Annotated in this window: 11 protein-coding genes; 5 read left to right on the top strand and 6 right to left on the bottom strand. The window is 66.7% G+C overall.

The window, feature by feature from the left end:
- Positions 1-55 precede the first annotated feature (55 nt).
- Both AB4Y99_RS12380 and AB4Y99_RS12375 read left to right on the top strand, forming a co-directional pair.
- Positions 56-1414, top strand: coding sequence for an esterase-like activity of phytase family protein (locus AB4Y99_RS12380; RefSeq protein WP_441523527.1), 1359 nt, complete (start codon positions 56-58; stop codon positions 1412-1414).
- A gap of 154 nt (positions 1415-1568) precedes the next feature.
- Entirely contained in the window at positions 1569-1931 is a 363-nt protein-coding gene (locus AB4Y99_RS12375) for an SPW repeat protein (RefSeq protein ID WP_112761540.1), read from the top strand.
- A gap of 40 nt (positions 1932-1971) precedes the next feature.
- Here AB4Y99_RS12375 and AB4Y99_RS12370 read toward each other — a convergent pair whose 3' ends face one another.
- From AB4Y99_RS12370 to nth, 4 genes are all read right to left on the bottom strand, one after another.
- Positions 1972-2790, bottom strand: coding sequence for an ATP-binding cassette domain-containing protein (locus AB4Y99_RS12370; protein ID WP_441523526.1), 819 nt, complete (start codon positions 2788-2790; stop codon positions 1972-1974).
- A 10-nt stretch (positions 2791-2800) separates the two neighbouring features.
- Positions 2801-4105 carry a sugar ABC transporter permease gene (locus AB4Y99_RS12365; RefSeq protein WP_441523525.1) on the bottom strand — a complete coding sequence of 435 codons (1305 nt, stop codon included), beginning with the start codon at positions 4103-4105 and terminating at the stop codon, positions 2801-2803.
- The gene (gene xylF / locus AB4Y99_RS12360; protein ID WP_142022343.1) at positions 4098-5144 is read right to left on the bottom strand and encodes a D-xylose ABC transporter substrate-binding protein; all 1047 of its coding nucleotides are present in this window, start codon (positions 5142-5144) and stop codon (positions 4098-4100) included. The genes AB4Y99_RS12365 and xylF overlap by 8 nt, the downstream gene beginning before the upstream one ends.
- A gap of 128 nt (positions 5145-5272) precedes the next feature.
- Positions 5273-5974: an endonuclease III gene (nth, locus tag AB4Y99_RS12355; protein WP_441523524.1), complete on the bottom strand. Its 702-nt coding sequence runs from the start codon at positions 5972-5974 to the stop codon at positions 5273-5275.
- Between the two features lie 20 nt (positions 5975-5994).
- Between nth and AB4Y99_RS12350 the strand changes: the two genes are divergently transcribed.
- Positions 5995-6525, top strand: coding sequence for a DUF2244 domain-containing protein (locus AB4Y99_RS12350; RefSeq protein WP_038364690.1), 531 nt, complete (start codon positions 5995-5997; stop codon positions 6523-6525).
- 174 nt (positions 6526-6699) lie between these two features.
- Complete coding sequence (locus tag AB4Y99_RS12345) at positions 6700-7596, top strand: methylated-DNA--[protein]-cysteine S-methyltransferase (RefSeq protein WP_441523543.1); 897 nt, start codon at positions 6700-6702, stop codon at positions 7594-7596.
- A gap of 6 nt (positions 7597-7602) precedes the next feature.
- Here the strand turns inward: AB4Y99_RS12345 and AB4Y99_RS12340 are convergent, their stop codons facing one another.
- Positions 7603-9309, bottom strand: a complete 1707-nt coding sequence (locus AB4Y99_RS12340) for a hypothetical protein (protein ID WP_441523523.1) — start codon at positions 9307-9309, stop codon at positions 7603-7605.
- 97 nt (positions 9310-9406) lie between these two features.
- Positions 9407-10585 (bottom strand): fumarylacetoacetate hydrolase family protein, encoded by a 1179-nt coding sequence (locus tag AB4Y99_RS12335; RefSeq protein ID WP_441523522.1) that lies wholly within the window; start codon positions 10583-10585, stop codon positions 9407-9409.
- Positions 10586-10784: 199 nt separating this feature from the next.
- Here AB4Y99_RS12335 and ugpB point away from each other — a divergent pair.
- On the top strand, positions 10785-12093 hold a 1309-nt coding region (ugpB, locus tag AB4Y99_RS12330; protein ID WP_441523521.1), incomplete at its 3' end, for a sn-glycerol-3-phosphate ABC transporter substrate-binding protein UgpB.

Raw genomic sequence — 12093 nt, 5'->3', positions numbered from 1 at the left:
GGGGTGCCATCCGGGCGCGCGAAGCCGGCTGGTCCTTTTCAGCCCGGAGAATTTCATGCGCTCGTCGCTCGCCATTATCCTGCTTCTGTCGTCCACCATGCTCGCCGGGGCGCAGGAGTCTCCGAAGGAATTTCCCGCGAAGCTTCTGAGCCAGGCGCTGCTGCCGGCCGAGACGATCATCCCCGCCCCCGCCGATGCGCCGGCCGATCTCAAGGTTTCCGGCAAGTTCGTCMCGCCGGGCAAGCGCGTCGAGGCCGTCGGCACGGTGATGGGCACCTCGGGCGGGCGCCCGACGGGGCTCTCGACCCCCTTTGCCGGCCAGCCGGTCCAGGGCTTCTCCGGCATCCGTTCGCTGGGCAACAACGAGTTCCTCGTGCTGACCGATAACGGCTTCGGCGCCAAGGTGAACTCGCCCGACGCGATGCTGTTCTTCCATCGCCTGAAGGCCGATTTCGGCAAGGGCGCGCTCGAACGTGTCTCGACCACCTTCCTGCACGATCCCGACAAGAAGGTCCCCTTCCGCATCGTCCATGAGGGCACCGAGAAGCGCTACCTGACCGGCGCCGATTTCGACCCGGAATCGATCCAGCCGATCGGCGGCAAGTACTGGATCGGCGAGGAGTTCGGCCCGTATCTCATCCGCGTCGACGCCAATGGCAAGGTCGAGGCCGTGTTCGAGACGCTGGTCGACGGCAAGCCGGCCCGCTCGCCCGATCACTACGCCGTCACCACCCCGGCCGCGCCGAACCTGCCGGTCGAGTTCAATGTCCGCCGCTCGAAGGGCTTCGAGGGCATGGCCCAGTCGCCGGATGGCCGCTTCCTCTACCCGCTGCTCGAGGGCCCGCTCTGGAACGCGGAAACCAAAGGCAACGAGGAAGTCGACGGCAAGGAAGTCCTCCGCATCCTCGAATTCGACGTCCAGAACGAGAAGTGGACCGGCCGTTCCTGGTTCTTCCCGCTCGAAGCCAAGGGTCTCGCCATCGGCGACTTCAACATGATCGACGCCACGACGGGCCTGATCATCGAGCGCGACAACGGCGAGGGCACTGCCGACAAGGCCTGCGCGCCGGGAGGCCGCGGCCCGGACTGCTTCCACGACATCGCCAAGCACAAGCGGATCGTCAAGATCGAGATGACCGACGCCAATGTCGGCAAGCCCGTGCGCCGTATCGGCTATATCGACCTGATGAAGATCGCCGATCCCGACGGCAAGGCGAAGCAGGGCACGAAGGACGGTGTTTTCACCTTCCCGTTCTTCACCATCGAGAACGTCGACGTGGTCGACCGGGCGAATGGCGTGATCGTCGTCGGCAACGACAACAACCTGCCCTTCTCCTCCTCGCGCGACCCGAAGAAGGCCGACGACAACGAACTCGTCCTGCTGTCGGTGAAGGACCTGCTCGACGCGAAGTGAGATCGTGCCTGCGCCGGCACCGCAGTGCGCGGGGCCGGCGCGGTCGTTCCTCGTCTGTTCTTGAAATATTGCCGGCTCGGCGTATAATAAAATCGACCAAGCGCCTCGTGCGCGAGGCGTAGTGGTTGGATGATCTTCACCGATGGAGGTGATCATGTTGACCGCGAATACGAACATCAGACGGTCGCAGGACTGGCTAAACCTGATCCTTGCCGCGCTGCTGTTCTTCTCACCCTGGTTCATGGGCTTCGTCGGCGACTTCATGCCGACGCGCAATGCCTGGATCGTCGCCGTGGTGCTCGCGCTGGTCGCGGTCGCCGCGCTCACGGCCTTCGCGGAGTGGGAGGAATGGCTGAACCTGGCGCTCGGGCTCTGGCTGGTGGCCTCGCCCTGGATGCTCGGCTTCACCGGCAATCCCGCCGCCTTCCGGACCCATATCGTCCTCGGTCTGCTGACCGCGGCGGTTTCGGCCTGGGCGGTCTGGGATTTCCATCACGAGCCGCACGCAACGGCCTGAGGAGCTCTGCTCCCTTAGTGGATGCCGGTCCCGGCGCGGTCTAATTCCGCAGCGCGCCGGGGCCGGCCATCGCTGCCGGCGGGCATTTGCCCGAGATGATCATGCCCAGCACCTCGTCCTGGGTGATTTCGGCCGTGCGGGCCGTGCCGACCACCTTGCCGTTCTTCATCACCGTGACCCGGTCGGCCAGATCGAAGACATCGTGCAGATCGTGGCTGATCAGGAAGATGCCGATGCCCTGTTTCTTGAGCTGCAGGATCAGCTCGGCCACCTGCTTCGTCTCGGCCGGGCCGAGCGCGGCGGTGGGCTCGTCCATGATCAGCACACGGGCGTTGAAATAGATCGCGCGGGCAATCGCGACCGATTGGCGCTGGCCGCCGGAAAGCGCCTTCACCGGCTCCTTGAAGCGCCGGAAATGCGGGTTGAGCCGGCCCATCACCTTGCGGGTTTCGGATTCCATCGTCGCATCGTCGAGCGTGCCCCAGCCGGTCAGCAATTCCCGGCCGAGGAAGATATTGGCGGCGGCGTCGACATTGTCGGCGAGCGCCAGCGTCTGGTAGATCGTCTCGATGCCGTGGCGCTTGGCGTCACGCGGGCTCGCGACCGTCACCTCCTCGCCATTCACCCGGATCGTGCCGGCATCGGCCCGGTAGGCACCGGACAGGATCTTGATCAGCGTCGACTTGCCGGCGCCGTTATGGCCGAGCAGCCCGACGACCTCGCCCGGCATCAGGTCGATGCTGGCGCCGTCGACCGCCTTGATGCCGCCGAAGGCAATCGAGACGTCGCGCATCTCGATCAGCGGCGTTCCCTGGCCGGGGTAGGTCTGGGCGAGATCGGCCGGCTCTGCGATGCTCATCGGCGCCTCCTCACCCCAAACGCTTGCGATAGAGCCCGTCGAGCCAGACCGCGATGACCAGGACGATGCCGACGACGATGTTCTGCAAGGGCGCGTCGACGCCGATCAGCACCATGCCGGATTGCAGCGACTGCATCACCAGCGCGCCGAGCATCGCGCCCACGATGGTGCCGACGCCGCCGGCGAGCGAGGTGCCGCCGATCACCGCCGCGGCGATGACATAGAGCTCGTCGAGCGAGCCGGCGGCATTGGTCGATGCGTTGAGGCGCGCCGTCGAGATGCAGGCGGAGATGCCGACCAGCGCACCCATCAGCCCGAAGACCAGCATCAGCACCTTGCGGGTGTTCACGCCCGAGAGCTGCGCCGCCTCCGGATTGCCGCCGATGGCGAAGACATAGCGGCCGAAGCGCAGACGGTTGGCGACGAAGGTCATGGCGATGCCGACGCCGAGCGCGACCAGCACCGGCACGGCGAGGCCATGGCCGATGGTGAGTCCGCCCTCAGGCCAGATGCCGCCCTTCGCCTCGACGAGGCGGCGCGCGATGCCCGCCGGCAGCGCGTAGGAATTCGCCATCGTCACGGTCGCGATCACCGCGCCGCAGCCGAGGGCGGCGATCAGGGCTTCCGCCCAGAGCGGGCGCAGCGTGAAGCCGAAGCGCTTGCGCCGGCGCCGGATCAGCGCGGCGGCGACGCAGATCGCGATGCAGGCCACGATGCCGATCGCCCAGGAGGCGCTGGTGCCGATGGCGCCTTCGACGCCGCCGCCGAGCGGGCGGAAGCGCGAATCCATCGGCGCGATGGTCTGCCCCTGTGTCACCCACCAGGCCGCGCCGCGCCAGATCAGCAGCCCGCCCAGCGTCACGATGAAGGAGGGGATGGCGAGATAGGCGATCAGCGCGCCCTGCAGCAGCCCGACCATGCCGCCGAGGCAGATGGCGACGATCAGGCTGACCAGCCAGGTCAGCGGATGCTCGAAGCCCCAGAGGCCGGGCAGGAGCCTGACCTGCACCAGCCCGACCACCATGCTGACGAAGCCGAGCATGGAGCCGACCGAGAGGTYGATGTTGCGGGTCACGATGACCAGCACCATGCCGCAGGCCATCACGGCGATGGAGGAGGTCTGGACCAGGAGATTCCAGAGATTGCGCGCGGTCAGGAAGGCGCCGTCCGAGAGCCAGTTGAAGCCGAGCCAGATCACGGCGAGCGCCGCGACCATGCCGATCATGCGCGGATCGAACTCGATCTCGCGCAGATGGTCGGAAAGGCTGCGGCGCTCCTGCGCCGGGTTTGCCGGCGCCGGGGTGGCTTCAGTCACAGGCCTTGACCTTGCCGGGCGCGACGCCCTGGCAGACCGCGGATTTCGGCGCCCAGCCGGCGTCGATCACGACGTTGAGGTTTTCCTTCGTCACCGGCACGGGCGTCAGGAACAGCGCGGTCATCTTCTGCTTGGACGGTCCCTGGTCCCAGCTCATCGATTTCGGAATCTCGGAAAGCTTGCTGCCGCCAGCGAGCTTGATTGCGATCTCGGCGGCGTTGCGGCCAAGCTCGCGCGCATCCTTCCAGATCGTCACGGTCTGGGTGCCCAAAGCGACGCGGTTGAGCGCGGCGCGATCCGCATCCTGGCCGGAGACCGGCACCGAGCCGGCGAGCCCTTGCGCGTCCATCGCCGCGATTGCGCCGCCGGCCGTGCCGTCATTGGCGGCGATCACGGCATCGACCTTGTTCTGGTTGCGCGTCAGGATCTGCTCCATGTTGCGCTGGGCATTGGCGGGCAGCCAGCCATCGGTGAAGGCTTCGCCGACATTCTTGATCTTGCCGCTATCGATGGCGGGTTTCAGCACCTCGATCGAGCCCTGGTAGAGGAAGCCGGCATTCGGGTCCTGGCTCGAGCCCTTGATGAAGACGTAATTGCCCGCGGGCTTCGCCTTCTGGATCTCGCGCGCCATCATCCGGCCGACCTCGACATTGTCGAAGGTCAGGTAAAAGACCTGCGGGATCTCGATCAGCCGGTCATAGCCGACGACGCTGATGCCCTCGTTCACCGCCTTCTCGACGGCGGGACGGATGGCCTGCGCGTCCTGCGCCAGGATGATCAGCGCCTTGGCGCCGCGGGAAATCAGGCTTTCGACATCGGTGAGCTGCTTGGCGGGGGAGGATTGCGCGTCGGCGGAAAGATAAGTGCCGCCGACCTTCTCGATCGCGGCCTTGATCGCGGCTTCGTCGGTCTTCCAACGTTCTTCCTGGAAATTCGACCAGCTGACCCCGACGACGGGGCCTTTCGATTGCGCAAAGGCGCCTGCGTGAATGGACATGGCGGCAACGGCGATGCTCGCCGCAAGGACGAAACGCTTCATCACTGACCTCCTGAGCTTCCTCTGCCGCAGACTCTCAGGCTTCTCCGAGCCTCCAGGGCGTCCGGCCCATGAAGCTCAGCCCAGTGCCAACGGGCTGTCAAGCAGACTAAGGGAGGTCTGACGAAGCGTCAGGTGACGCGCTTGTCCGCGGAGTCGCAGAGGTCGTTCTGGATGCAGCGCCCGCATTCGGGCCTCAGCGCCTTGCAGGTGTAGCGCCCGTGCAGGATCAGCCAGTGATGGGCGTGGCGGCCGAATTCCGGCGGCACCGCCTTCTCCAGCCCGAGCTCGACCTGCAGCACGTTCTTTCCCGGTGCGATCCGCAGCCGGTTGGCGACGCGGAAGACATGGGTGTCGACGGCRTGGGTGRTCTCGCCGAAGGCGATGTTGAGCACSACATTGGCSGTCTTGCGGCCGACGCCGGGCAGGCTTTCCAGCGCCTCGCGCGTGACCGGCACCTCGCTGCCGAATTCGGCGATCAGCTTCTCGCTGAGCGCGATCACGTTCTTCGCCTTGTTGCGATAGAGCCCGATCGTCCGGATATGCTCGCGCACCGTCTCCTCGCCCAACGCCAGCATCTTTTCCGGCGTGTCGGCGATGGCGAAGAGCTTGCGCGTCGCCTTGTTGACGCCGGCGTCGGTCGCCTGTGCCGAGAGCACCACCGCGACCAGCAGCGTGAAGGCGTTCACCGATTCCAGCTCGCCCTTGGGCTCGGGATTGGCCGCCCGGAAACGCTCGAAGATCTCGCGGATCTCGGCCGGCTTGCGGGCGCGCGGTAACGTGATGCGCTTTGCGGGCGCGGCCTTGCGCAAGGGCCTGTTCTGCTGATCCATGCCCGCGTTATAATCCGCCGATGGACCTCGACAAGAGCCTCGTCGACGACAGCCGCGACGCCGCAAGGCGCCCAGTCTTCGACGCGACCATCACACCGCATCGCTCGCTCGGCCAGCACGGCTTCCGCATCGTGATGACGCTGGTCTGTCTGGCGAGCGTGGTGTCGTCCATTCCCTTCGTCGTGCTCGGCGCCTGGCCGGTCGCCGGCTTCTTCGGCATCGACGTTCTCGCGCTGTTCATCGCCTTCCACGTTAATTTCCGTCATGCCCGCGCCTTCGAGCGCATCGTCGTGACGCCGCTCGAGGTCTTCCTGCGCAAGGTCTCGCATCATGGCCGCGAGGCGGTCTGGCGCTCCAATCCGGCCTGGACCCGGCTCGAAAAACAGGCCGACGAGGATTACGGCCTGCTCGGCCTCACCCTCGTCTCGCGCGGGCGCAGCGTCCCGGTCGCCGCCGCGCTCTCGCCGCAGGAGCGGGCGGGCTTCGCCGATGCGCTCGGTGCAGCGCTGGCGCGGGCGCGGCGCGGGCCGGATTATGATCCACCTCGGTGAGGTTCGGCTGCCGGAGCTTGTCAGCTTTCGGGTGGGAGCGGCATGGTTGGCGCCCTAGATTCGCATCAAGATGACAGATGCGAGGATTTAGCCATGAACCCCCAGGCTCCGATGAAAATGGCGATGACCCCGACGCGCTTCTCCAATGCGGTGTTGTCCCGCGCGGCCGAAGCCATGCCCAACGAGGCGGATTTCCCCGCCGCGGCACCGGGCTCGGACTACGACACCGTCCGGCGCATCCTTTCCTTCATCACCCATAACTGGCGCGAGCAGCCGACGATCGAGGCGATCGCGGATGCGGCCGGCGCGACGCCGACCGATGTCCACCATCTCTTCCGGCGTTGGTGCGGCCTCACTCCCAAGGCCTTTTTGCAGGCGATTACGCTCGACCATGCCAAGGGCTTGCTCGCCTCCTCCGCCAGCGTTCTCGACACGGCGCTGGAAGTCGGGCTCTCCGGTCCCGGCCGGCTGCACGATCTCTTCGTCACCCATGAGGCGATGTCGCCCGGCGAGTGGAAGCTCGGCGGCGACGGGCTGAAGCTGTCCTACGGCTTCCATGCCTCGCCCTTCGGCGAAGCGCTGATCGTGGTCACGGATCGCGGCCTTGCGGGTCTGGGTTGGGTCTCCAACAGCGTCGACGGCGGCAAGGTCGTCGGCGGTCGGGCCGAGGCGCTCGCCGACATGATGCGGCGCTGGCCCCATGCCGATTACCATTACGACCCCGCGCTGACGGCGCCCTATGCCGGCCGCATCTTCGATCCCAAGGCCTGGACGGCCGAGACGCCCTTGCGCGTCGTGCTGATCRGCACGGATTTCGAGGTACGGGTCTGGGAGACGCTGCTCAGGATCCCGGTCGGCTGCGCCACCACCTATGGCGATGTCGCCAGCCATATCGGCAAGCCGAGCGCGGCGCGCGCCGTCGGCATGGCGGTTGGCAAGAACCCGATCTCCTTCGTCGTGCCTTGCCACCGTGTCATCGGCAAGTCCGGCGCGCTCACGGGCTATCACTGGGGGCTGACGCGCAAGCGCGCCATCCTCGGCTGGGAGGCGGGGCAGGCCGCCGCCGGCTGAGCCGCGCTACGGGCGCAGATACATGTCCCAGCAGGGCGCGAGCGCGATGCGTTCGCGCCCTTCGAGCGCCTTGCCGAAATGCTCGCGCAGCATGGCGCGGGCCGTGGTCGGCGGGCATTTCGGCGCCAGGATGGCGTCCGTGCGTGCGAGTTCCGCGAGCGTATCGGAGTCGAGTTCGGGCGTGCTGCGACCGGGATCGGCACCGACCGGCACGGCGCGCGGTGGTGTGCGGTCGAGCAGGCGGTTCATCGGATCGACGAAGTCGAGAGTGAAGAAGCCGTTGAGCTTGCGCCGGTTCGCCGCCTCCCAGCTCCGGATGGCGCGCACGGCCTGCTGCACTTCCAGCAGCCAAGTCGCCTGATAGTCGATCTCGGAATAGAGGATATAGGACGGCGGCAGGTCGCGCCGGACGAGATCGTCATAGGTCGCCTGATGGGTCGCATAATGATCGAGCATCGCGGCGGCTCGCGCCTTGATGTCCGGCTTCACGCTGACGCGTCCGAGCGGGCCGAGTTCGGGCAGGTCGAGCGCGGCATAGCTCGGCGCGCCCAGCAGGGCCCGCATGCTGCGCTCGATATAGATCACCGCCGTCGGCAGGCTCACGGCGAGCGCCAGCACCAGGACCAGTGGGCGCATCGGGTCGTCGCGGCGCTGCCACCAGTCGCGGAGCAGGCTGAGCAGGATCGGCCAGAGCCCGATGAATTCGAGCGAGCCGGTGTTCTGTGTTTCGAAGAAGGTCAGCGCCGCGAATCCCGCTGCGAGCCAGCCGAGGGGGCTGTTGGCCAGCGCCCGCCAGCCGGCGAGGGAGGCGGGGAGGCCGCTCCGCCAGGATGCGAGGGCGAGCGCTCCGAGCAGCAGCAGCACCGGGCCGACCACGTTGAACTTGACCGAAGCGACGGTGAGGAAGCGCGGCAACAGCGCGCCGGTGTTGAGGCCGAGCAATTGCAGGATGTCGGCGAGATAGGCCGAGACGATGCCCGTCGCCAGCTCGAGCCCGGCCAGTGCCGCGATGACGAGGCCGGCGGCGATGGCGACGTCGAGCAGGCGCATCCGCCCGGCGACCAGCGCATAGCCGACGATGAGCGTGCCCGTCACCGCGCCGGTGATCTTCACGAGGAAGAGGCTCAGCATCAGCATGGCGACGAGGCCGATCCGCAAGCCGCGATGGCGCGCGAAGAGCAGCGTCGCGATCAGCAGATAGAGCAGCAGGCTGACATGACGGTTGTAATAGCCGTAGCCGTCGAAGCCTGGCGACGGGTAGAGCGCGTGCAGGTTGATCGGCAGCGCGGCGAACATCAGCAGCGGCAGGAGCAGTGCGAGCGCCTGTCCGCGCGCCCTTGGCGCGAGATCGACCATCAGCAGCGCGGCGAGCGGCAGCAGCACCGGCAGCAGCGCCCAGTTGACCAGCAGCATCGGCTGCGCGGCCGGAAAGAACGCGTCGAGCCCGGCGGCGAGATAATAGCCGAGCGGCCCGACCGGCGCGAAGAAGTCGAGCGCCGGGGCCTGCCCGACAAGGATGCGCTGGATCGCGTCGAGATAGACGACCGTGTCCCAGGCATTCGGGCCGAGCGGCACGCGCAGCGGCAGGTTCAGCCCGGCGATGACCGCGACGACGAAGGCCGCGATCCAGACGAGAGGGTTGCGCAACAGGCGCCCGGCGAGGTTGCCGCCCTCGCCGCGGGGGAGCCCGGTCCTGATGTCGCCCACCGCCAACGCCAACCCTCCTGGTCGCGCGCTCTCTGACAGAAAAACCTTACCAGCAAGCTGACGCGGTTGCCGACACGGCCCCCTGCCGGCCGAGGTTATGGCCTCAAAGCAGCCCACGCTTCGCGAGATGGCGCATCAGATGCGAGGCGCCATAGGTCCAGGGCTCGCATTCATCCGTGCGCTTCATCCGGTTGACGAGGCTGCCCAGTTCGGGCGCCGCGATGGTGACGATATCCCCGTATTTATGGGTGAAGCCGCCGCCCGGCGCACCGCGATCCTTGATCGGCGCGAACATGGTGCCGAGATAGAGCGCCGCCCCGTCCGGATACTGGTGATGCGGGCCGATCATCTGCGCCGCCAGATCGGCCGGGTCGCGGCTGATCTTGGCGATCGAGGAGGAGCCTTCGAGCGTGAAGCCGTCCTCGCCCGCGACGGTCAGCGTCACGGTCGTCCTGCGGACGTGGTCGAGCGTGAAGCCCGCGTCAAAGAAGCGGATGAAGGGGCCGACCGCGGCCGCGGCATTGTTGTCCTTGGCCTTGCCGAGCAGCAGCGCCGAGCGGCCCTCGACATCGCGCAGATTGACGTCGTTGCCGAGCGTCGCGCCGACGATCGTGCCGGTCGAGGCGACGATCAGCACGATCTCCGGCTCCGGATTGTTCCAGCTCGAGGCCGGATGCAGGCCGGCATCGACGCCGGTCCCGACGGTCGACATCGCCGGCGCCTTGGTGAAGATCTCGGCGTCCGGACCGATGCCGACCTCGAGATACTGGCTCCAGGCGCCCTGCTTGATCAGCACCTCCTTGAGATGCATCGCCTCGGGCGAGCCGGGCTTGAGCTTGGACAGGTCGTCGCCGATGAGCTTGCCGATCTCCTCGCGGATCGTCGCAGCGGCGGCCGGGTTGCCGCGGGCCTTCTCTTCGATCACGCGCTCCAGCATCGAGACGGCGAAGGTGACGCCGGCCGCCTTGACCGCCTGCAGGTCGAGCGGCGAGAGCAACCAGGGCTTCGAGGGGTCGCGCCTATCCACGGGCGTGTTCGCCAGGATGTCGGCGAGCGAGGCGATCGCCTCGCCCTCGACCGCGCGCAGCGACTTGGCCGGATCGGTCGATTCGCACAGATCGCGGCTGGTCGGGAAATGGGCGCTGACGTCGATCACCCGCCCGTTGCGGACGGTGACCACCGCCGGGCCGCCGAGATCGGGCCGCCAGACCCGGCCGGCCAGGACGGCGGTTGCGGCATCCTGCGGCAGGGTCGCTGCGACGGAGAGGTTGAGATCGGGCATGGCGTCGTCCAGGAGAGAAATCGTTCGGGAGCCGGAGAACAGCCGCTTATGCGCAAATGCGCAAGCCGGTTCGCGACCATAGGTGGATTGCGCCGGGCGTCATCGATTTGTCATTGAAATGTCGCCCGCGCTTCATGCTAGCTTGCGCACCAACGACAAGAACCGCGGCGGGGTCCGCCCGCGGAAGGGAGATCGACCCATGAGCATCAAATCCCGTATCCTGATGAGCGCGGCGGCGTTCGCGCTCGCCGGTGCTTCGCCGGCTTTCGCCCAGACCGAGATCCAGTGGTGGCACGCGCTGACCGGCGCCAACAACGACGTCGTCGTCAAGCTCGCCAATGATTTCAATGCCTCGCAGAAGGAATACAAGGTCGTTCCGGCCTATAAGGGCTCCTATCCCGACGCGTTGAACGCCGGCATCGCCGCCTTCCGTGCCGGCCAGGCGCCGCACATCCTGCAGGTCTTCGAGGTCGGCACCGGCACGATGATGTCGGCCAAGGGCGCGATCAAGCCGGTCCATGAGATGATGAAGGAAGCCGGCGAAAAATTCGATCCGAACGCCTATCTCCCGGCGATCAGCGGCTACTATTCGACGGCGAAGGGCGAGATGCTCTCGATGCCGTTCAACTCGTCCTCGATGGTGATGTGGTACAACAAGGACGCCTTCAAGAAGGCCGGCCTCGACCCCGCCAAGCCGCCGAAGACCTGGCCGGAGGTGTTCGCGGACGCCAAGAAGCTCAAGGCCGCCGGCTACGACAAATGCGGCTTCTCGAACGCCTGGGCGACCTGGGCCAATATCGAGCAGTTCGGCGCCTGGCATAACATTGCGCTGTCGACCAAGGTCAACGGCATGGCCGGCACCGATGCGGTGATGACCTTCAACAAGGACCCGATCTTCCTCAAGCACTGGACCAATCTGGTCGAGCTGCAGAAGGACAAGACCTATGACTATTCCGGCCGCACCAACAATGGCGAAGGCCGCTTCACCTCGGGCGAATGCCCGATCTTCCTGACCTCCTCGGGCTTCTATGGCAACGTCGTCGCCAATGCGAAGTTCGACTGGGGCAACGCCCCGATGCCGTACTATCCCGACGTGCAGGGCGCGCCGCAGAACTCGATCATCGGCGGCGCCTCGCTGTGGGTGATGGGCGGAAAGTCGGCGAACGAGTACAAGGGCGTCGCCAAGTTCTTCACCTTCCTSTCCGAYGTCGACCGCCAGGYGAAGCTGCACACCGAGTCGGGCTATCTGCCGATCACCAAGGCCGCTTATGAGAAGGTCAAGGCGTCGGGCTTCTACAAGGACAAGCCCTATCTCGAGACCCCGATCCTCGAGCTGACCAACAAGACCCCGACCGACAACTCGAAGGGCCTGCGCTATGGCAGCCTCGTCCAGATCCGCGACATCTGGTCGGAGGAGCTGGAGGCGGCGCTGAACGGTCAGAAGTCGCCGCAGGCGGCGCTTGACGCGGCTGCCGAACGCGGCAACCAGATGCTGCGCCAGTTCGAGC

It is taken from the genome of Allobosea sp. TAB14 (assembly GCF_052113865.1).
GTDB classification, from domain to species: domain Bacteria; phylum Pseudomonadota; class Alphaproteobacteria; order Rhizobiales; family Beijerinckiaceae; genus Allobosea; species Allobosea spartocytisi.
The sequence above is the reverse complement of the archived record's forward strand: the minus strand, read 5'-3'. Positions and strand labels throughout refer to the sequence as shown.